Annotated in this window: 16 protein-coding genes and 1 pseudogene; 12 read left to right on the top strand and 5 right to left on the bottom strand. The window is 62.6% G+C overall.

Annotated elements, in window-relative coordinates; genetic code table 11:
* From AYR66_RS29225 to icmF, 12 genes and pseudogenes are all read left to right on the top strand, one after another.
* Nucleotides 1-258: pseudogene (locus AYR66_RS29225) on the top strand (hypothetical protein); the annotation flags it as partial.
* Between the two features lie 10 nt (nt 259-268).
* On the top strand, nt 269-562 hold the full coding sequence (locus AYR66_RS01430; RefSeq protein ID WP_088706023.1) for a pilus assembly protein: 294 nt from the start codon (nt 269-271) through the stop codon (nt 560-562).
* A complete protein-coding gene (locus tag AYR66_RS01425) occupies nt 563-1996 on the top strand; it encodes a pilus assembly protein TadG-related protein (RefSeq protein ID WP_088706022.1) in 1434 nt (477 codons plus the stop codon).
* A 64-nt stretch (nt 1997-2060) separates the two neighbouring features.
* Nucleotides 2061-2492: a TadE family protein gene (locus tag AYR66_RS01420; RefSeq protein WP_206047016.1), complete on the top strand. Its 432-nt coding sequence runs from the start codon at nt 2061-2063 to the stop codon at nt 2490-2492.
* An 8-nt stretch (nt 2493-2500) separates the two neighbouring features.
* Nucleotides 2501-3082, top strand: coding sequence for a TadE/TadG family type IV pilus assembly protein (locus AYR66_RS01415; RefSeq protein ID WP_088706020.1), 582 nt, complete (start codon nt 2501-2503; stop codon nt 3080-3082).
* Between the two features lie 21 nt (nt 3083-3103).
* Entirely contained in the window at nt 3104-4273 is a 1170-nt protein-coding gene (locus tag AYR66_RS01410; RefSeq protein WP_088706019.1) for a CpaE/TadZ family protein, read from the top strand.
* 17 nt (nt 4274-4290) lie between these two features.
* Nucleotides 4291-5643 (top strand): TadA family conjugal transfer-associated ATPase, encoded by a 1353-nt coding sequence (locus AYR66_RS01405; RefSeq protein WP_088706018.1) that lies wholly within the window; start codon nt 4291-4293, stop codon nt 5641-5643.
* 11 nt (nt 5644-5654) lie between these two features.
* A complete protein-coding gene (locus tag AYR66_RS01400; RefSeq protein ID WP_088706017.1) occupies nt 5655-6629 on the top strand; it encodes a type II secretion system F family protein in 975 nt (324 codons plus the stop codon).
* Between the two features lie 9 nt (nt 6630-6638).
* Nucleotides 6639-7568, top strand: a complete 930-nt coding sequence (locus tag AYR66_RS01395; RefSeq protein ID WP_088706016.1) for a type II secretion system F family protein — start codon at nt 6639-6641, stop codon at nt 7566-7568.
* A 10-nt stretch (nt 7569-7578) separates the two neighbouring features.
* Nucleotides 7579-8649 carry a LytR C-terminal domain-containing protein gene (locus AYR66_RS01390; RefSeq protein WP_088706015.1) on the top strand — a complete coding sequence of 357 codons (1071 nt, stop codon included), beginning with the start codon at nt 7579-7581 and terminating at the stop codon, nt 8647-8649.
* Nucleotides 8650-8864: 215 nt separating this feature from the next.
* Entirely contained in the window at nt 8865-12401 is a 3537-nt protein-coding gene (locus AYR66_RS01385; protein ID WP_088706014.1) for an indolepyruvate ferredoxin oxidoreductase family protein, read from the top strand.
* A 192-nt stretch (nt 12402-12593) separates the two neighbouring features.
* On the top strand, nt 12594-15872 hold the full coding sequence (gene icmF / locus AYR66_RS01380; protein ID WP_088706013.1) for a fused isobutyryl-CoA mutase/GTPase IcmF: 3279 nt from the start codon (nt 12594-12596) through the stop codon (nt 15870-15872).
* 47 nt (nt 15873-15919) lie between these two features.
* Here icmF and tssH read toward each other — a convergent pair whose 3' ends face one another.
* The 5 genes from tssH to tssB form a co-directional block, all read right to left on the bottom strand.
* Nucleotides 15920-18577: a type VI secretion system ATPase TssH gene (gene tssH / locus AYR66_RS01375; RefSeq protein ID WP_088706012.1), complete on the bottom strand. Its 2658-nt coding sequence runs from the start codon at nt 18575-18577 to the stop codon at nt 15920-15922.
* 136 nt (nt 18578-18713) lie between these two features.
* Nucleotides 18714-19217 (bottom strand): OmpA family protein, encoded by a 504-nt coding sequence (locus AYR66_RS01370; protein WP_170942031.1) that lies wholly within the window; start codon nt 19215-19217, stop codon nt 18714-18716.
* Between the two features lie 165 nt (nt 19218-19382).
* Nucleotides 19383-19883 (bottom strand): Hcp family type VI secretion system effector, encoded by a 501-nt coding sequence (locus AYR66_RS01365; protein WP_088706010.1) that lies wholly within the window; start codon nt 19881-19883, stop codon nt 19383-19385.
* Between the two features lie 166 nt (nt 19884-20049).
* Nucleotides 20050-21531 carry a type VI secretion system contractile sheath large subunit gene (tssC, locus tag AYR66_RS01360; RefSeq protein ID WP_088706009.1) on the bottom strand — a complete coding sequence of 494 codons (1482 nt, stop codon included), beginning with the start codon at nt 21529-21531 and terminating at the stop codon, nt 20050-20052.
* 2 nt (nt 21532-21533) lie between these two features.
* Nucleotides 21534-22040, bottom strand: a complete 507-nt coding sequence (gene tssB, locus AYR66_RS01355) for a type VI secretion system contractile sheath small subunit (RefSeq protein WP_088706008.1) — start codon at nt 22038-22040, stop codon at nt 21534-21536.
* Nucleotides 22041-22194 lie beyond the last annotated feature (154 nt).

Here is a 22194-nt window from a genome sequence, read left to right as displayed (position 1 = left end):
TTCCAGTCGGACCGCTCGGAGCTGATCTTTGTCGTCACGCCGAGGCTGGTCAAGCCGCTGCCGCCCAATTACGGACTGCCCACCGACCATTTCATCGAACCGAGCCGTTCCGAGTTTTTCCTCGGCGGGAAGATGGAAGGCAAGGCGCCGCCGCCACCTGCGGCCAACACCTCCTCGCTGCCGCCGCCATCCCCGGCAAAGGGTGACGCAGGTCCTGCGGCGCAGGTCGCCGTTCCATCCGGCTTTGAACTCAAATAAGGAGGCGTCCATGCAATCCGCGACCCAACGCCTGGTCATCCTTGCCGGCGCAGCCGTCCTTGCCGCATGCGCGCCGCTGACGCCCGAACTGGACAAGCACTTCGGCGAAAGCGTCCGCATCTTGAATGCCCAGCAGACCCTCAATCCGCAGGCCTCGTCGAATACCGCGCAGGTCCAGCTCGACGGGCGCGCCGCCCATGAAGCGCTGGGCCGCTACCAGAAATCCTTTGCCGCGCCCACGCCGCAGCCGAACGTGTTTACGATCGGCGTCGGCTCCGGCAGCGGGGGTGGCGGAGGAAAATAAATGAAGCCCGCGCGTGCGAGGCAATGCCGGGGGCTGATCTCGGTCATGTTCGCCCTTTCGGTGTTCGTGCTGTTCGGCTTCATGGCGCTGGCCATCGACGTCGGCAGGACCTATGTCGTGCGCACCGAATTGCAGAATGCTGCTGATGCGGCCGCACTGGCCGGCGCGCGCGAATTGAACCAGACGCTGGCCGGCATCAACAATGCCATCACGCGCGCCACAGCCATCGCGGCGCAGAACAATTTCCTGTTCGCGACGCCGATCACCATCACCAGCGCGAATCTCGCTGTCGGTAGCTGCCCGGCCGACGCCTGCATGGTGCCCATTACCAGCATCACGTCCAACGCCCTGGCCTCGGGCATGACCTTCCTGCGGGTGAACATCCCTTCGGGGAACATCGCGACCTGGTTCGCGCGCCTGATGCCTGGCGCCGTGGCGGCGGGGCTGGAAAACACGGCGACCTTCGGCCTCGCGGTGGCGGGTCGCTTCGTCAACGACGTCACGCCCATCGGCGTATGTGGCATCAAGGATCCGGCGACAGGACTGACGCGACCGAAGGGCGAAGTCATGACCGGCACCGGCGAGCTACGCCAGTTCGGCTTCCGCCGCGGTATCAGCTACAACATTTTCAGGCTCGGCAATCTCGGCGCGCCGTCCGTACCCTACCTGATCAACCCGGTCGACACCTATCCCGGCGCGTGCAGTCCTTCCAATTCCAGCGCAAATGCCACGGCGCCGTTTGTCTGTTCGGGAACGTCAGCCATCCTGCCGACCACGCCCGGTTTTGTGTACGGCAATACGGGCGTCAGCGCCGGCCGCATCCAGGCTGCCCTCAACTCACGCTTCAACGACTACACCGGCCCGTCCTCATGCACGCCCGCGCAATCGCCGCCGGACACCAACATCACTACCTATGGCTGTACAGGAGCAGGTTGCGCAACGCCCGCGGCGAACTGGATGTCGCCCACTAGGCAAACGCTGAATCTCGCGGGTACCGCGACACCTAGCGATTATGGCGTCCTCTGGTCTTACAGCCGCGCTGTATCGGCGGTGGGGTCTACGCCGAACGCGCGGCCCGGTACACCGTTCACGACCAGCGACTGGTCCACGCTGTATCCATCCGCCACCGGCGCACCGGCTGCCGATGTCGATTATCCCGCCACCGGCTCGCCCTACACGAATCCGGGCGCCGGTGCCGCCCCCATCGGCAACACAGGCCGCCCAGACAGGCGCGTGCTGAACCTCGCCATTGTCGACTGTCCGAATGTGGCACCCGCCGGCGCCTGCAGCGTGCTCCCCGTGCTCGGCATCGGTCGCTTCTTCATGCAGACCCCGGCAAGTGGTTTCAGCGGGGGACCGAATGCCGAACTGAATGTCGAGTTCGCCGGCCTCATCGAGCCGGTGCCCGTGATGCAAGTGATGCTTTATCGCTGAGACCATGGAGACCCGCACTTACCGCTCTCATCCCCCTTCACGCGCGCACCGTGGAGCGCTCACTGTGGAATTTGCCATCGTCGTCATCCTGATGATGCTCCTGGTGGCCGCCGTGATCGGCTTCGGGCGGGCCTTCTGGTATGCCGACGCGCTGACCAAGGCGACGCGCGACGGTGCGAGGCTCATGTCCACCTGGCCAAGCGCGACGATCGCCAGCGAAGGGATGTCCGCCGCCCAGGACTTGGTCGTAGCGACGGCCAATGCGGCATGGATCTCCCCGCAACTGGCGGACGCCAACGTCATCATCGAGTGCATGGATGCCACTTATTCGGTGGTGGCGTGCACGGACGGAACCGCTCCGGTGAACGTGCGGGCGCGCATCACCGGACACACCTTCACCATTGCTGAATTGTTTCCCTTTATCGGCATCGCTGACGCGCTGAACGAGAGCACCACCTCGTTCACGCCGCATACCACGATGCGCTACATGCTGTGAGGCCGCACATGGATCGCCCTGCCCGTCATCGTTGCCATGCCACGCACCGCCAGCGCGGTGCCGCCGCCGTCGAGCTTGCGCTCATCGCGATTCCCTTCTTTTTCCTGCTGTTCGCATTGATCGAGTTCGGCCGCCTGCTCTATCTCTGGAATACCGTCCAGGAAGTCACGCGCAATGCGGCGCGCCTGGCCGTGGTCGCGAATTTCACTGATGCTGCCACCATCACCGCGGTCAGGCGGAGCGCTGTCATGCGCACCACTGCCGGCCCGCTGCCCGGTGCCCCGGAGGTAACGGACGCCAACGTTGTCATCCGCTATCTCAATGCGGCAGGCAATCCGGCCGCGCCCTTGCCGCTCGATCCCGGCGACAACATCGCGGCCTGCCTGGATGCGACACGCACATCGAGCTGCATCCGTTTCGTCGAAGCCTGCCTGAGCACGGGCACGGGATGCGGCGCGAACGAGCGCCTGTCCTTCGTGCCGCTGTCCTCCTTCCTGTCCGGGAGCGGCCTGGCCGACTTCACCAGCTTGCGCATTCCGTCGTCCACCGTGCGCATGCCGTCGGAGAGCCTCGGATTTACCCCATTCTGATTCCAATTGCCCGGCATACACATGAACACCTTACGCATCCTCGTCGCATCTCCCGATCGCCCCCGGCTAGCCCAGTTGATGCAGCTGTTGCATGGCGACGGCATCGTTACCGCAACGGAGGGGCCGCTGGACCGGCTCCCGGCGTTCGCGCCGGGAACCCTGCCCGACGTCCTGATTGTCGACAGCAGCGGAAAAGGCGACGCAGACCTCGCCGTGCTGGAACAACTCGGACAGCGCCATCCGCAGATGTCCTTCATCGTCCTGCGCGAAGGACAGTCGCCGGAATTCCTGCTCCACGCGATGCGCGCCGGCGTGCGTGAAGTCCTGCCCTCCACGCCGGACGGTCCCGCGCTCAAGGGCGCTCTGGACCGGATCCGCTACAAGATGGGTTTTGGAAGCGGACATTCCGGAAAAATTCTCGCCTTCGTCTCCTGCAAGGGCGGCAGCGGCGCGACCCTGCTCGCCGCCAACCTTGCACATGCGCTCGCGCTCGACGGCAGCAAGACGGCGCTGCTCGACCTGAACCTGCAGTTCGGCGACGCCCTGCTGTTCCTGTCCGATCAAAAACCGCCGGGCACGCTTGCCGATGTCGCGCGCAACATCGAACGGCTTGACGCGGCCTTCCTGGCCTCGAGCATGGTCAACGTGGATGCGCATTTCAGCGTGCTCGCCGCCCCGGAAGATCCCGCCCACGGCATGGACATCAAGCCCGACCATATCGACGCCCTGCTCACGCTGGCACGCAGCCAGTACGACTTCGTGGTGCTCGACCTCGGCCGCGGGCTCGATGCACTCGCGATACGCGCGCTCGACCATGCGGACCTGATATTTCCCGTGTTGCAGACGACCATGCCCTACGTGCGCGACGGCAAGCGGCTGATGGAGGCATTCGGTGCGCTGGGTTATCCGAAGTCGAAGGTGCGCCTGGTTGTCAACCGCTACCAGAAGGGCGGCGACATCAGTCTGGACGATCTCGAAAAGGCGCTCGGCAACAAGGTGGCGCAAATCATCCCGAACCACTACGAAGCAACCGCCGCCTCGGTGAACCAGGGAGTGCCGATCGCCCGGCTGGCGCGCACCAGCCCGGTCGCCAAGGCTTTGCGTACATGGAGCGGGACGCTCACAGCGGTACAGGAAGAAGAGAGCGAAGGCTGGCTCGCCAGACTCTTCCGCCGCCCACAGAAAGCTTGACCTTACGGAGGCCGCACATGTCCCTCAGAGACCGCCTGGAATTCAATGGAAGGACCAACGGCTTCGCTGCCGCCGGCATGCACGACCAACGCGCCTACCGCGACATCAAGGTCCGCATCCACAAGCTGCTGCTGGACCGCGTCGACCTTGCGATGATGGACAGCCTGCCGCAGGAGCAACTACGCAGCGAACTGGGCTCGCTGGTCGAGGAACTGCTGCATTCGGAAAGCGTGGTCGTCAACGATATCGAGCGCAAGAACCTGGTGCGCGATATCCAGCACGAGATGCTCGGTTTCGGCCCGCTGGAGCTCCTGATGTCGGATCCGGCCGTGTCGGACATTCTCGTCAACACCTGGAAGCAGGTTTATGTCGAGCGCTTCGGCAGGCTGGAGATGACCGATGTGCAGTTCAACGATGATGCCCACCTGATGAAGATCATCGACAAAATCGTCTCGGGCGTCGGGCGCCGCATTGACGAGTCCAGCCCCATGGTGGATGCCCGCCTGCCGGATGGTTCGCGGGTGAACGTGATCATCCCGCCGCTGGCGATCGACGGCCCGATCATGTCGATACGCCGTTTCGCGGCAAAGCCCCTGACCATGGACGACTTCATCCGGCTGCAAAGCCTCACGCCCGCGATGGCACAGGTGCTGCAAGGGCTGGCCAGGGCGAAGACCAACATGATCATTTCCGGCGGCACCGGCGGCGGCAAGACGACGCTGCTCAACATCCTGTCGAGCTACATCGGGCCGAGCGAGCGCGTCATCACCATCGAGGATGCGGCCGAACTGCAGCTGCAGCAACCGCACGTCGTGCGCCTGGAATCGCGTCCGCCGAATATCGAGGGCAAGGGGGAAATCACGCAGCGCTCGCTGGTGCGCAACGCGCTGCGCATGCGCCCCGACCGCATCATCCTCGGTGAAGTGCGCGGCGCCGAAGCGATCGACATGCTGCAGGCAATGAATACCGGCCATGAAGGTTCGCTCGCCACCATCCATGCCAACACGCCGCGCGATGCATTGAGCCGCCTGGAAAACATGATCGGCATGGCCGGGATGAACCTGCCGTCGAAGGTGGCGCGGCACCAGATCAGCTGCGCCATCAGCGTGGTGATCCAGGTGGCGCGTCTGCCCGACGGCAAGCGCAAGCTGACCAGCATCCAGGAAATCACCGGCATGGAAGGTGATGTCGTGACGTCGCAGGAAATATTCTCCTTCCACCAGACGGGGATCGATGCAAAAGGTGCTGTCCGGGGCCATTTCCGGGCGACGGGCGTCCGTCCGCGCTTTACGGAACGCTTGCGCGTGCACGGCATCGAGCTGCCCGAGAACCTCTTCGATCCTTCACGCCTGTTCGAAGTCGGCGATTAAGCGGAGGCGCCATGGATATCCTGTTCCTCATGTTTGCGGTGGCGGTGTTCATCGCCGTCATCCTGCTATTCGAAGGCCTGTTCGTCACATGGAACTCGACGCGTGGCCCAGCGGCGCGGCGGGTGACGCGGCGGCTGCAGGCAATGGCCACGGAAAGCCACGGCCAGGCGCCGGTATCGATCCGCAAGCAGCGCGTGATGAGCAGCCACCCGGCGCTCCAGCGGGCGCTGCAATCCCTGCCGCTTGCCGTACGCCTGGACAGGCTTCTGCAGCAGGCCGGTGCAACTTACGACCTCGGCAGCTTCCTCATCGTATCCGCCCTTTGTGCGGCGGGTGCGGCGATTGCCGTCCTGCTCCTTCCGGTTCCGCCCTTCCTGGCTCTATTTGCGGCTGCGTTCGCCGCGATCCTGCCCCTCGGTTGGGTCACAAAAATGAAGAAGGCGCGCCTTGCTCGCATTGAAGAACAGCTGCCGGATGCGCTGGACCTGCTCAGCCGCGCGCTACGTGCTGGGCATGCGCTGCCGTCGGGAATCGACATGGTTGCCAGGGAAATGAGCGATCCGATTGCCGGCGAGTTCCGGATCGTCTTCGATGAAGTGAGTTTCGGCGTCTCGATGCAGGACGCGCTGACCGCGCTTGCGTCACGCGTACCCAGCAACGACATTGGCTACTTCGTGGTCGCCGTGCTGATCCAGCGCGAGACCGGCGGCAACCTGACCGAGTTGCTGGGCAACATCGCCCAGATCGTGCGCAACCGGCTCAAGCTCTACGGCCAGGTGCGCGCGCTGTCGGCGGAAGGCAGGCTGTCTGCATGGATCCTCAGCCTGCTGCCCTTTGCCATCACCGGGATGCTCATGGTCATCAATCCGCGCCTGATGCAAGTGCTGTGGACGGAACCGGCGGGCCTGAAGATGCTGGCCGGCATGGGGGTGCTCATGGTGTTCGGCATTGTGTGGATGCGCAAGATTATCCGCATACGCGTTTAAGGGGGAATCATGTCGGAAATGTATCTCTACCTTGCCGCCGTATTTCTCGGCGTATTCGGCGCTGCAATGCTGGTCATGACTCTGCTGGCCCCGAATCCGGTGCGCGACCGCATCCAGGAACTGGGGGCAGCAGCGCCAGCCAGGGAAGCGCCGGATGCGTGGATTGCGCATGTCGCGAAAATCTCGGGCCCGTTGGCAAAACTCTCCGTCCCCGAAGATGGCTGGGAAAAATCCTCACTGCGTACGCGGTTCATGAATGCAGGCCTGCGGGATACACGCGCGCCGGTGCTCTATTTCGCCGCCAAGACCTTCCTCGCGTTCGTGCTGCCTTCCGTGCTCTGGCTGGTCCTGCTCGCGCTAGGCACGACGCTGTCGACAACGAACATGATGCTGGTCCTGCTCGTTGCCGCCGCGTTCGGCTTCTACCTGCCCAATGGTGTGCTTTCCAGGCTGGTCGCACTGCGACAGCGCGAAATCGTCGAAGCCTTCCCGGATGCGCTGGACCTGATGACTGTGTGCGTCGAAGCCGGCCTTGCCGTTGACTCGGCCATCGCGCGCATCGCCGGCGAGATGGCGACGACGGCGCCTGCGCTGAGCGAGGAAATGAACCTCGTGTCGCTGGAACTGCGTGCCGGCGCCAGCAAGGAACGCGCGCTGCGCAACCTGGCGATGCGCACGGGTGTCGATGAAGTCGACGGACTGGTCGCGATGCTGATCCAGGCAGAGCGCTTCGGCACCAGCATCGGGGCATCCCTCCGCGTGCATGCCGATGCGCTGCGCACCCGGCGCCGGCAGCGTGCCGAGGAAGCCGCCGCCAAGGTGGCGCTCAAACTCCTGTTTCCACTCATTTTCTGCATCTTCCCGGCCATCATGCTCGTGCTCCTGGGACCGGCCATGCTTCAGATCATCCGCGTCCTGCAACCCGTCGCCGGCCACTAAGGAAACCGCCATGAAAGCATCTGTCCTGTCCCTTGCCGTCCTTTGCAGCCTCCCGGCACTGCAGGGGTGCAGCGTCACTCCGCCTCCGTCGGCTGCCGGTCCCCGTATCGAACCGCTGCTGCAGGTATCCGGCGCGCAGGACACCGCCGCCGGCTTGCTGCAGCTGGGCCGGTTTTACCAAGCCCAGAACCGCCTTACCCAGGCCGAAGAAGCCTATCGCAAGGCCCTTGCCCTGAATGTCGACTTCGTTGAAGTACGCAGCGCACTCGGAACGCTCTATGCCCGACAGGGGAAATACGATGAAGCGATCGTTGAATACACCGAGGTTCTGCGTACCGCGCCGCAACTGGCGCAGATCTACAACAACCTGGGCTATACGTATTTCCTCCAAGGCAAGCACGAGGCGGCGGTGGAAGCGCTACGCAAGGCGACAGCGCTCGACCCCAACAATCCGCGCGCGTTCAACAACCTGGCCGCCGCGTACGAGAAGCTGGGCCGGGCCGATGATGCGCGCAGCACCTACCAGCACGCGCAAGAGCTGCATGCAGGGAACGCACACCGCGACATACGGCCGCCCGCCGTCGCCGCGGGAGGAGGCAACGACAACGGAACCGCAAGCGGAAATGCAAGCACAGTCCTGCCCGCCGTGGCTGCAGGGCCGGTTGTCGACATCAGCCTGCCTCCGCCCGCGCCGGCGCCCGTCATCGCAGTCTTGCCGCCGTTGCCCGTGGCGCCACCCGAGAAAACCGCGCCCGCCCGCAGCTTCCGCTTTGAAATAGCGAACGGCAATGGCGTTGCCGGACTGGCGCGCCGCTTCCGCACCGCGCTCCTGGCGTTCGACCTGCCCCGCCCGTCCCTGACGAACCTGAAGCCGTATCGGGAGAAGCGCACCGTGATCGAGTACCGGCCGGGCTATCGCGAGGATGCGGTGCGCTTGCAGGCGCACCTGGACATCGACACTGCCGCCTTGCTTGAGCGCGTGCAGCGGCAAGGAACGGATGTGCGCCTGATCATCGGGCACGACATCGCCCAGGCATCTCGCAAGAGCGTGCCGGTACTGGCGAAAGCCGGCGCTGACTGACACGGTTTTCGCGGATGGGTATAAGCCCGGCTTATGGCCTTATCCCCATTCCCTATTTGCGTCCCGCCCCGCGCAAGCCTAAACTTCCTCCCGTAGCGCATTTGCATGCAAAATCGCTCATGACCGGTACCCCGGTCTTGCACGCTGGCATTACCCCGCCTTACCCGGCGGCTCCTGCCAGTTGCTATCTGAAATAACCTTTTGGAGAAGACAAGATGTCTGACACAGCAGTGGCCACTGCTGGGCAGTTACCTGCCCTCGCCCCCGTCAAACTTGACGACAAATACACTTCCACCTCCGGCAAGATCTTTATCTCGGGCATCCAGGCGCTTGTGCGCCTGCCGATGATGCAGCGCCAGCGCGACCTGGCGGCCGGATTGCATACCGCAGGATTCATCTCCGGCTATCGCGGCTCCCCGCTCGGCGGCCTCGATGAAAACCTCTGGAAAGCCCAGAAACTCCTTGAAGAAAACCACGTCAAGTTCGTCCCCGGCGTCAACGAAGACCTGGCGGCCACCGCCGTCTGGGGCACGCAGACGGTTAACCTGATTGGCCCTGCAAAGTACGACGGCGTGTTCGCCATGTGGTACGGCAAGGGTCCCGGCGTGGACCGCTGCGGCGACGTCTTCAAGCACCTGAACCATGCCGGCACGTCGAAACACGGCGGCGTGCTGCTGGTGGCCGGCGACGACCACGGCGCGTATTCCTCGACGCTGCCGCACCAGTCCGACCACATCTTCGCCGCCTGCATGATCCCGGTGCTGTATCCCTGCAATGTGCAGGAATACCTCGACCTCGGCCTGCATGCGTGGGCCATGTCGCGCTATTCCGGCTGCGCAGTCGGTTTCAAGGCGCTCGCCGACACGGTCGAATCCACCGCTTCCGTGGACGCCGACCCATTCCGCCTGGAGATCAAGTACCCGACCGATTTCGTCATGCCGGAAGGCGGCCTCAATACCCGGCTGTCGACCGACACCCTCGGCGTCCAGGCGCGCAAGCAGGAAGCGCTGATGCAGGATTACAAGATCTACGCCGCCCTTGCCTACGCCCGCGCCAACAAGCTCAACCACACCACCATCGACAGCCCGAAGGCGAAGCTGGGCATCATCGCCTCCGGCAAGTCCTACCTCGACGTGCTGGAAGCGATGGAAGAGCTGGGCATCGACGAGAAGATGGCCGCCGACATCGGTATCCGGGTGTTCAAGGTGTCCATGCCCTGGCCGCTGGAGCCGGACGGCGTGCGCGAATTCGCGCAGGGCCTCGACGAGATCCTGGTGGTGGAGGAAAAGCGCCAGATCGTCGAATACCAGCTCAAGGAACAGCTCTACAACTGGCGCGACGACGTGCGCCCGCGCGTGATCGGCAAGTTCGACGAGAAAGGCGAATGGGTGCACCCGCGCGGCGAGTGGCTGCTGTCGTCCAAGGCCGACTTCTCGATCGCGCAAATCGCGCGCGTGATTTCGCAGCGCATCGCCCGCTTCCATACCAGCGACCTGATCAAGGCGCGCCTGGCCTTCCTCGAAGCGAAGGACAAGGTGCTGTCCAAGGCCGTGAACACGCCTGCGCGGCCGGCCTACTACTGCTCCGGCTGCCCGCACAACACCTCGACCAAGGTGCCGGACGGCAGCCTCGCGCTGGCGGGCATCGGCTGCCACGTGATGGCGACCGCGATCTACCCGGAACACAACAAGCTGACCACCCACATGGGCGGCGAAGGCGCGCCCTGGATCGGCCAGGCGGCGTTCTCCAAGCTGCCGCATGTGTTCCAGAACCTCGGCGACGGCACTTATTTCCACTCCGGCTACCTCGCGATCCGCGCGGCCGTCGCAGCCAACGTCAACATCACCTACAAGATCCTCTACAACGACGCGGTGGCGATGACCGGCGGCCAGCCGGTGGACGGCATCACCTCGGTGCCGATGATCGCGCAGCAGATGGTGGCTGAAGGCGTGAAGCGCATCGCGCTGGTGACGGAAGATTTGAGCCGCTACACCGACCGCTCGGCGCTGCCGTCCATCGTCACCCTGCACGATCGCAAGGACATGGACGCGGTGCAGCGCGAACTGCGCGAGGTCGCCGGCGTCACCGTGCTGATCTACGACCAGACCTGCGCCGCCGAAAAGCGCCGCCGCCGCAAGAAGAATGAATTCCCCGATCCGAACAAGCGCCTGTTCATCAACGAAGCCGTCTGCGAAGGCTGCGGCGACTGCGGCGTGCAATCGAACTGCACGTCCATCATGCCGCTGGAAACCGAATTCGGCCGCAAGCGCACCATCGACCAGTCGTCCTGCAACAAGGATTACTCCTGCGTGAAGGGCTTCTGCCCGAGCTTCGTCACGGTCGAAGGCGGTACGCTGAAGAAGTCGAAGACCGGCGTGGCAAAGCAGGACGACTTCGGCGCGCTGCCGGAGCCGGTCATCCCCGGCTGCGACGCGCCGTACAACATCCTGTTGAACGGCATCGGCGGCACCGGCGTGATCACCATTGGCGCGCTGATCGGCATGGCCGCCCACCTCGAAGGCAAGGGCGTGTCGGTGCTGGACATGACGGGCATGTCGCAGAAGAACGGTTCGGTGACCTCGCACATCCGCATCTCGCAGACGCCGGACAAGATCCGCGCGCAGCGCATCGCCACCGGCGAAGCCGACCTGGTGCTGGGCTGCGACATGCTGACCGCCGGCGCGCAGGATGCGATCTCCAAGATGCGCCCCGGCCGTACCCGTGCCGTCGTCAACACCCACCAGCAGCCGACCGGGCATTTCACCAAGCAGCCGGACTGGCAGTTCCCGCTGGCGGAAGTGCAGGCGCTGATCAATGAATCGGTGGCCGACCGCGCCGACTACATCGACGCCACCCGCCTGGCGACCGCGCTGATGGGCGACTCGATCGCGACCAACCTGTTCATGCTCGGCTTTGCCTACCAGAAAGGCGCGTTGCCGGTCTCCGAAGCCGCTTTGCTGCGTGCGATCGAGCTGAACGGCGTGGCGATCGACGCCAACAAGAAGAGCTTCCTCTGGGGCCGCCGCGCCGCCGTGGACCTCGCCCGCGTCGAACGCATCGCCATCCCCGGCCAGCCGGTGCTGCTGCAAATGCCGCAAACCCTGAACGCCCTGGTCAAGCGCCGCGTCGCCTTCCTGACCGACTACCAGGATGCCGCGTACGCGGGCCGCTACGAGGCACTCGTCAACACGGTTCGCGCCGCCGAAGCGAAGCTGGAGTCCGGCGACAAGCTGTCGCGTGCTGTAGCAACCGCTTACTTCAAGCTGATGGCGTACAAGGACGAATATGAAGTGGCCCGCCTGTACACCAATGGCCAGTTCGTGGACAAGCTCAAGCAGCAATTCGACGGCGACTTCTCGCTCAAATTCAACCTCGCCCCGCCGCTGCTGGCAAAGAAGGATTCCAAGGGCCGGCTGCTCAAGGCGGAATACGGCTCGTGGATGTGGAAAGCCTTTGGCGTGCTTGCGAAGATGAAGAAGCTGCGCGGCACGAAGCTCGACCTCTTCGGCCACACCGCCGAACGCAAGATGGAACGCGCGCTGATCGAGGAATACCGCGGCACCATCCTCTCGCTGCTCGACAAGCTCAACAAGGACAACCTCGCGCTGGCGGTGCAGATCGCCGCCCTGCCCGAGAAGGTCCGCGGCTTCGGGCATGTGAAGGAAACCGCGGTGCAGCAGTACCGGGACGAACGCAAGGTTCTCCTGGAGAAATTCGAGGCATCGCTACACGGAATGCCGCACGCAGCGTAAAGCCGCAGCTTTTCGTCTATAAAGAAAGGGCTCCTTCTCCCTCCCAGGGAGAAGGAACCCGCAGCCGATTTGATTACCCGCAGAAACACTGTCATTCAAACGACGGCAAGCCACGCGCCCTTGTGCTAGATTTGACGTTGACGTAAACGTCATACCCTGCACGGACGCCAATAATTTCCAAAGAGACAAGCAATGACCGACCTCTCCGTAGCCAAGAAAATCACCGACTACAAACCGGCCAACAAGGTCCGTTTCGTGACCGCGGCCTCGCTGTTCGACGGCCACGACGCCTCGATCAACATCATGCGCCGCATCCTGATGTCGAATGGCGCGGAAGTCATCCACCTCGGCCACAACCGCTCGGTCGACGAGATCGTCACCGCGGCGCTGCAGGAAGACGCGCAGGGCATCGCGGTGTCCAGCTACCAAGGCGGCCACGTCGAGTACTTCAAGTACATGATCGACCTGTTGAAGCAGCGCGGCGGCGCGCACATCAAGGTGTTCGGCGGTGGCGGCGGCGTGATCGTGCCGTCCGAGATCGCCGACCTGCATGCGTATGGCGTGACCCGCATCTTCAGCCCGGAAGACGGCCAGCGCCTCGGCCTGGCGGGCATGATCGTGTCGATGATCGAACAATGCGACGTCGACCTGTCCCCGTACGCACCGACCGCCATCGATACGCTCAAGAAAGGCGAGATGGCCGAACGCCACCGCCCGCTGGCGCAACTTATCACCGCGCTGGAAAACGGCAAGGCCGACGCCAAACTCAAGACCGAACTGCACAAGGCTGCCGACACCATCCAGGTCCCGGTCCTCGGCATCACCGGCACCGGCGGCGCCGGCAAGTCCTCGCTGACCGATGAACTGATCCGCCGCATCCGCCTAGACCAGGACGACACACTCAACATCGCCGTCGTCTCCATCGACCCGTCCCGCCGCAAATCCGGCGGCGCGTTGCTCGGCGACCGCATCCGCATGAATGCGATCAATCCGTGGAACGGCCAGTCGCGTGTATTCATGCGCTCGCTCGCCACGCGCGAAGCCGGCTCGGAAATCTCGCAGGCGCTGCCCGATGTGATCGCCGCCTGCAAGGTGGCCGGCTTCGACCTCGTGATCGTCGAGACCTCCGGTATCGGCCAGGGCGACGCTGCAATCGTGCCGCATGTCGACCTCTCGATGTATGTGATGACGCCGGAATTTGGCGCCGCGTCGCAGCTGGAAAAGATCGACATGCTCGACTTCGCCGATTTCGTCGCGATCAACAAGTTCGACCGCAAGGGCGCGCAGGATGCGCTGCGCGATGTCGCCAAGCAATACCAGCGCAACCGTGAACTGTTCTCGAAGAAGCCGGATGAAATGCCGGTGTTTGGCACGCAGGCATCGCGCTTCAATGACGATGGTGTCACCGCCCTCTATCAGGGCTTGCTGCCGCGCCTGACCGAACTTGGCCTCAAGACCCAGCCCGGCAAGCTCGCCCCGGTCAGCGTGCGCTTCTCCTCCGGCAAGAACGCCATCGTGCCGCCGGCGCGCACCCGCTACCTCGCCGAAATCTCTGACACCGTGCGCGGCTATCACAAGAACACCGCGAAGCAGGTCAAGCTCGCGCGCGAGCGCCAGCAACTGCAGGAAGCCAAGCGCATGGCCGCCGCCTGCAACAAGACGGCCGACCTCGACGACCTGATTGTCGAACGCGACAACGCGATGGACCCGGGTTCAAAGAAGCTGCTCGCGATGTGGCCCGACATGAAGGCCGCCTATTCCGGCGACGATTACGTGGTCAAGATCCGCGACAAGGAAATCCGCACCCGCCTCGTGCAGAAGACCCTGTCCGGCACCACCATCCGCAAGGTGCAGCTGCCGAAGTTCGAAGACCACGGCGAGATCCTGCGCTGGCTGCGCAGCGAGAACGTGCCGGGCTCCTTCCCCTTCACGGCCGGCGTGTTTGCCTTCAAGCGCGAGAACGAAGATCCGACCCGCATGTTCGCCGGGGAAGGCGACGCCTTCCGCACCAATCGCCGCTTCAAGCTGGTGTCCGAAGGCATGGACGCCAAGCGCCTGTCCACCGCCTTCGACTCGGTCACGCTGTATGGCGCCGACCCGGCACCGCGCCCCGACATCTACGGCAAGATCGGCAACTCCGGCGTGTCGATTGCGACGCTGGACGACATGAAGGTGCTGTACGACGGCTTCGACCTGTGCAATCCGGCGACTTCGGTATCGATGACCATCAACGGCCCGGCGCCGACCATCCTCGCGATGTTCATGAACACCGCGATCGACCAACAGATGGCCAAGTTCCGCGCCGACAACAAGCGCGAACCGACCGACGACGAAGCCGCCAAGATCAAGGAATGGGTGCTGGAAAACGTGCGCGGCACCGTGCAGGCCGACATCCTGAAGGAAGACCAGGGCCAGAACACCTGCATCTTCTCGACCGAGTTCTCGCTCAAGGTCATGGGCGACATCCAGGAATACTTCGTGCACAACCGCGTGCGCAATTTCTACTCGGTGTCGATCTCGGGCTACCACATCGCCGAAGCCGGCGCGAACCCGATCTCGCAGCTTGCGTTCACGCTGTCGAACGGCTTCACCTTTGTCGAAGCCTACCTCGCGCGCGGCATGCATATCGACGACTTCGCGCCCAACCTGTCGTTCTTCTTCTCCAACGGTATGGACCCGGAATACACCGTGCTCGGCCGTGTCGCCCGCCGCATCTGGGCGGTCGCAATGCGCGACAAGTACGGCGCGAATGAACGCAGCCAGAAGCTGAAGTACCACATCCAGACTTCCGGCCGCTCGCTGCACGCGCAGGAAATCGACTTCAACGATATCCGCACCACGCTGCAGGCGCTGATCGCAATCTACGACAACTGCAACTCGCTGCACACCAATGCGTATGACGAAGCGATCACCACGCCGACCGACGAGTCGGTGCGGCGCGCGTTAGCTATTCAATTGATCATCAACCGCGAATGGGGCCTGGCGAAGAACGAAAACCCGAACCAGGGCGCCTTCATCATCGAAGAACTGACCGACCTGGTGGAAGAAGCGGTGCTGCAGGAATTCGAGCGCATCGCCGAACGCGGCGGCGTGCTGGGCGCGATGGAAACCGGCTACCAGCGCGGCAAGATCCAGGAAGAGTCGATGTACTACGAGCAGCTGAAGCACGACGGCACGCTGCCCATCATCGGCGTCAACACCTTCCGCAACCCGAAGGGTGAAGCGCTTCCGCAATCGCTGGAACTGGCACGGTCGACCGACGACGAGAAGCAGTCGCAGCTGAAGCGTCTGGCCGACTTCCAGACACGCAATGCGGCCCAGGGACCGGCGATGCTGCAGCGCCTGCAGCAGGCGGTGATCAACAACGAGAACGTGTTCGCCGTGCTGATGGATGCGGTGCGCGTGTGCTCGCTGGGGCAAATCAGCAATGCGCTGTTTGAAGTGGGCGGCCAGTACCGCCGCAACATGTAAATCCCGGCATCGCAGCGGGTTTCCTTTGCAAGGAAACCCGCTGCCGTCTATTCGACCATCGCGGTCAGCTTGTTCTTCCTGACCTTCAGGGCGACAGCTTTCACCGGTCTCCCGGCTGCCATTCGCGCGAGCACTTCACCCGACATTTCAGCGAGCACCGATCGCGCAATGATGGCGTCAGCATCACGTGCGCCGCTGTCGACTTCGGTGCAGCGGGATACAATCAGCTCCAACAACGACTTATCGTAGCTCAGCGTCGCGCCATGGTTCCGCAACAGGCGTTGCCCCACCTTCTTCAGCTTGAGCTCCACAATCGACCGCATCGCCTCGTCCGAGATCGGATAGTAGGGCACCACCGCCAGGCGGCCGAGGAAAGCCGGCTTGAATGACTGCTGCAAGTCCTCGCGCAACAGTTCCAGCAAGTCCGCCGGCGTCGGCTGGCGCTTTTTCCCCTCGATAGTGACACCGTGTTCGACGGCCTTCATGATGAGATCGGTTCCCACATTCGAGGTCAGGATGATGATGGTGTTGCGGAAGTCGACTTCCCTGCCCTCGGCATCTTCAAGGACACCCTTGTCGAAAACCTGGAAAAACAGTTCGAGCACATCCGGATGGGCTTTCTCGACCTCGTCCAGCAGCACGACGGAATAAGGCTTGCGCCGCACCGCCTCGGTAAGCACCCCGCCCTCGCCGTAACCCACATAGCCGGGCGGCGAACCTTTCAGACCCGATACGGAGTGCGCTTCCTGGTACTCCGACATGTTGATCGTGACGAGGTTCTTCTCGCCGCCATACAGCGTATCCGCCAGCGCCAGTGCCGTTTCCGTCTTGCCCACGCCGGACGGCCCCACGAGCAGGAAAACCGCTTTCGGCTTGCCGGGATCTTCCAGGCTGGCCTTGGCAATACGCACGCGTTCGGCAATCAGTTCAAGCGCATGTCCCTGGCCGATGACACGCTCTTCGAGTAGCGCCTTCAGGTTGCGCACGACATCGATCTCGTTTGCGACCATCCGGCCCAGTGGAATGCCGGTCCACCCGGCAATGATTTCCGCGACCGCTGCACTGTCGACACAGTCATAGATCAGCGGCTGCGTCTGGTGTGCATCTCGCAGCCTGGATTGCGCTTCCCTCAACGCATCGCGCAATGCATCTACCTGCGAGCCGGTCTCTCCCGCAGGCGTCTCCTCGATCTGCTTGCGCAAGCAGGCGATCGAATCGACAAGTTTCACCTGCACGTCGAATGCCTCCCTCTGCCTGGCGAGGTCTTCGTCCAGCTCAGTGCGCCGCAGCCGGATTTCCTCGAGCCTCCCGGCATGCTGCGTATCCTGCTCCTTGCGCAATGCCGCCGCCTCGCGTTCCAGGTTTTCGATCATCCGGCACAGGTCGTCGATCGCCGCCGGCGTGCTTGCGCGCGAAAGTGCTACGCGTGCGCAGGCCGTATCGAGGACGCTGATCGCCTTGTCCGGCAACTGGCGGCCGGCAAGGTAGCGGCTCGACATGCGCACCGCATCGACCACAGCCTCGTCCAGGATGCGTACGCCGTGATGCTTTTCCATGGCGGCCGCAATCCCGCGCACCATCTGGATGGCCACATCTTCCGGCGGCTCCTCGACCTTGACGACCTGGAAGCGCCGGGCCAGCGCCGCATCCTTCTCGAAGTATTTCTTGTATTCCGCCCACGTGGTCGCTGCGATGGTCCGCAGTTCGCCACGCGCGAGCGCCGGCTTCAGCAGATTCGCCGCATCATTTTGTCCCGCCTGGCCGCCGGCGCCGATGATGGTGTGGGCTTCATCGATAAAGAGAATGACGGGCGCCAGGCTGGCCTTGACCTCGTCGATCACCGAACGCAACCGGCTTTCGAACTCGCCCTTTACGCTTGCTCCTGCTTGCAGCAAGCCAAGGTCGAGGGTGCGGATCCTGACGTCCTTGAGCACGGGAGGCACGTCTCCCTGCGCAATGCGCAACGCAAGATCTTCCACGACCGCAGTCTTGCCCACGCCGGGCTCCCCCGTCAGGATGGGATTGTTCTGCCTGCGGCGCAGCAGGATATCGATCATCTGGCGCACTTCCGGGTCGCGGCCGAGCACAGGATCGATCTTCCCCAACTTTGCCAGAGCGGTCAGGTCGACGGTGTACTTGTCGAGTGCCGGTGATCCGGATGCGCGCGTCGCGTCCGCACGCGGCGTCCTGCCCGGAGCCTGCGCCGGGTGCGCGTCAGATAATTCAGTCCCCTCTTTCGACAGCGTCAGGATCTGCGGCAGACTTTCGCGCAGGTCCGCCGGCGGTATACATAGCAGCGCACGGCAAGTGCCATTGACAATGCGCGCGATCCTTTCGTCGCCGATCAGTGCCATGAGCAGGTAACCGCTCCGGATATGCTGGGCGCCATAGCCGACACTGGCACTCAACCATGCAGATTCCAGCCATTGCGGAATGTTTTGCGACAGCACCGGATTGCGCGTATTGCCGGTCCTGAATTGCGAGAGCCCGGATTGCAAGTCAGCCTGCAGGTTTGCCTTGTCAACGCCATACGCATGCAGGATGGCCGCCATGTCGGTGTCGGGCTTGTCCAGCAGTTCGAGCAGCACATGCTCGATATCGACTTCATGATGGGTACGCGTCAATGCCACGTTGGCCGCGGATTCCATCGCGCGCCGGGCAGCGGGAGTCAGTTTGGCGATGAGTGCCTTCAGGTCTGTATTCATGTCCGGGATTGCAGAATGTAGTGTCGTGCGCCGTCACCGGCATGCAGGCAATGCCTGCTCCCCGGTATGTGACCGGCACTCATGCGTCGGGATCGCGCCCCGAATATTCCGCATCGCCAGGATGCGGAAAACGGAATCAGGTCGCGGCGACGAGTTCGATTTCAGCCGCGTGCTTGTTGGCGATATTCGTCACGTGCTTGATACGGACAGTCGCCGGTTTAACACCAAGCTTCACCAGTTCTTCCTTGACCGCGTTGGCGCGGGCAATGGCGGCATCCTTCGAATTGCCGACCTGCTTGCTGTCGCAATAACCGGTGATGATCAGCCGCTTGGCCTTCTGCGCCCGGTCCTTGATCTTGACCAGCAGCTGTTTGTCGGTATCGCGAAGCTTTACGCTCATCTTGTCAAACGCGATAGGGACCGGGTTCATGCTGGCATAGTCGGGCGCGGCTTCCACCGGCGTGGAAGTCGTTGCCGGTCCCTGGCGTTCGGAAGGTTTCGCCTTCGGCTTTTCTTCCTTCGCCATCGGCGGCGGCTCGGCGCCGGCAACTGTCTGCTGTTGCGCGCATCCAGACAGCAGCGCCAGCGATGCCATGGAAAGTACACCGAGGACTATTACCAAAAATTTCGATACGGTCATTTTCATCTTCCTTGTTCATGCGCCTGCCCGGCAGCTTCGTACAATCCGGATCATGCAGGCACCACGTGCTTGTCTTTTATGCTGTCTCAACGGAATGTATGCCCATTCGACGCCTGCAGCCATTCCGCGCCGCAGGCGTGTCTCATCGTGAAGGTCGTGCGTGATTTACGCGATCGTCTTGTTCGCGGTCAGGTCCCAGCCGGCGCTGACATTGCCGCCGCCCGAACCATCCTGGCGCTTCTGCTGCGTATAGGTCCACTTGATCTTGCCGTAGGACAGGGAGATCTTCTCGCTCGGGAAACCGGAATCGCCAGTGGACGCGCCGTTTTCCTCGACCCGGGAAATCAGCACCTGCTCCATCTTGATTTCCATGTACTTGACCTTGTCGCCGCCTGCACGGCAAAACTCGACAGTCACTTCCTTGATGTGTTTTCCCGTGCAGCATGCTTCGTAGAGCTTCGGGCTGGCCTTGTCGAGCTGGTGCAGGAAATTGAACGTGCCGTGATTGACGCGTTCGGCAGTTGCGCCGCCGACCGAACTTGCTGTGCTGGAGGCGGGCTGCTCGATCTTGTGGTCGAAAGCAAGCACTTCGATCCAATCCTTGTGCTTGTCGTCGGTCGACTCGCCGGGGATGCCGTCAATCTTGATAAAGGCGTCAAATGCCATTTCTTCTCCCATGAAAGTGGACTCCCTTTCCTCGGCCCCGCCTCGGTTGGAAGTCTGTTGAAAAACCGGTTGGTTCCAGCTTTGATCAATTAAATTATGTTTTTTGCAATATTTTTGTCATGCCGATGTGCCTGCCGGTATGGACCGGCAGCGCATCAATGCTTCATCAGCGTGCGTTCTTGGGGAGCTCCGCAACCAGGCGCAACGAGATCGTCAGTTCATCGAGCTGGAAATGCGGACGGAGGAAAGCAGCTGCCCGGTACACGCCGGGCTTGCCGGGTACCTCGACAACGTCGACGCGCGCCTCGCGCAACGGATACTTTGCCTTGGCCTCCTGCGACGCGGAGTCGTCTAGCAGGACGTATTGGGCCAGCCAGGTATTAAGGAACTGCTGCACATTTTCACGCGATGCAAAGCTGCCGATCTTGTCGCGCATGATCGATTTCATGTAATGCGCAATCCGGGATGCGGCGAAGATGTACGGCAGTTGTGCCGACAGCCGCGCATTCGCATTGGCGGCATCCGTGTTGTAGGTTTTCGCCTTCTGCACCGACTGGCCGCCAAAGAACGACGCGTAATCAGTATTCTTGCAGTGAACCAGGGACAGGAAGCCGAGATCCGAAAGCAGCTTTTCGGTGCGGTCGGTGATGGCGACTTCCGTCGGGCATTTCAACGCGATCTCGCCATCGTCCGTCTTGAAGGTATGTGTTGGCAACCCTTCGACCAAGCCGCCGCCTTCAACACCGCGAATGGCAGCGAGCCAGCCGTACTTTGCGAACGCATCGGTCAGGCGGGCGCCGAATGCATAGGCGGCATTGGTCCACAAATATTTGTCGTGATTGCTGCCATCGACATCTTCCTCGAAAGCGAAATCCTCGAGCGGGACGGTGTCCCTGCCGTATGGCAGGCGGCCAAGCACGTGCGGCAAGACCAGGCCGACATAACGCGAATCCTCGGACTCACGGAAGGATTTCCATTTTGCGTATTCCACCGTATCGAAGATCTTTGACAGGTCGCGCGGTTTGCCGATGTCGCTGAAGCTGTCGAGGCCGAACAGGCCGGGTGCCGCCGCCGAAATCAGCGGTGCGTGCGCCGATGCCGCGACATGCGAGAGTTCGTCCAGCAGGTAGAAGTCCTCGGGATGGCGCGAGAATTCGTAATCGCCGATCAGGGCGGCATAGGGCGCGCCGCCGAAGGTGCCGTATTCTTCCTCGTAGATCTTCTTGAACAGCGCGCTCTGGTCGAATTCGGGCGCCGACTTGAAATCCTTGACCAGGTCCTTTTTCGAAGCATTCATCATCCTGATCTTGAGCATCGGGCTGGTCTCGGACTGCATGACCAGGTACTTCAACCCTCGCCAGGATGCCTCGAGCTTCTGGAAGTCCGGATGATGCATGATCGCATTGACCTGGTCCGACAAGAGTTGGTCGAGTTCGGCGATACGTGTGTCGATGCTCGCCGCGAGGTCGCGCGACAGGGTTACTGTACCCGCGAGCACTTCATCGACCAGCTCCGCGATCTGGTCACGCGCAGTCGCCTTCTCGTTTGCGTTGGCAGCGACGCGGCTGTTGTCGACGATGAAATCCAGCAGGCTGCCGGGTGCTTCGGCGACAGCGGCGGCTTCCTGAAGTGGTGCAAGCTCGCTCATGGTCAATCCTCCTTTTTCTGGCGGGATGCACTGATTTCCTTGAGTTTCTCAGTGTCCCTGACGATTTCATCGAGCAATTCTTCCAAACGGTCGTTGCCGGTAATCTTGTTCCGCAAGTCCGACAACCGGGTCCGTACTTCGAGCATCTTCCTCAAGGGCTCGACCTGGCTGACCACGCGCTGGGGTTCGAAGTCTTCCATCTTTCCGAACTGGAGCTCGACGCCGATCTGGGTGTCGTCCTTCTTCAGGCGGTTATCTACCCGCAACTGCAGGCGCGGTGCCACCCCCTTCAGCACGTCGTCGAAGTTGTCACGGTCGATATCGACAAATTTGCGATCCTTCAGTTTGGGCAGCGGCTCCTTCGGATGTCCGCTGTAGTCGCCGAGGACGCCGAGCACAAAGGGCAGTTCCTTCGTTTCGATGGCGTCGCCGACTTCGACGTCGTAGGTAATCTGGACCCGCGGCGGCCGCACTCGGGACAACTTCTTCTGGGTACTTTCCTTTGCCATGGTTCACCATCCTCTCTGATTGATTAATCGATCACACGCGCTGCACGACTTGATGTCAGATTTCGTCTTCGAGCTTCCTTCCCACGTCGCCAAGGAAGTCGCATAACACGCGCAATGGAAGCCCCGGTTCTGCCAGCAACCGGGCAAGCGCATA

It is taken from the genome of Noviherbaspirillum denitrificans (assembly GCF_002211445.1).
Lineage (GTDB): Bacteria > Pseudomonadota > Gammaproteobacteria > Burkholderiales > Burkholderiaceae_D > Noviherbaspirillum > Noviherbaspirillum denitrificans.
Note: the sequence above shows the minus strand (reverse complement) of the source record. Positions and strands in the feature narration are given on the sequence as shown.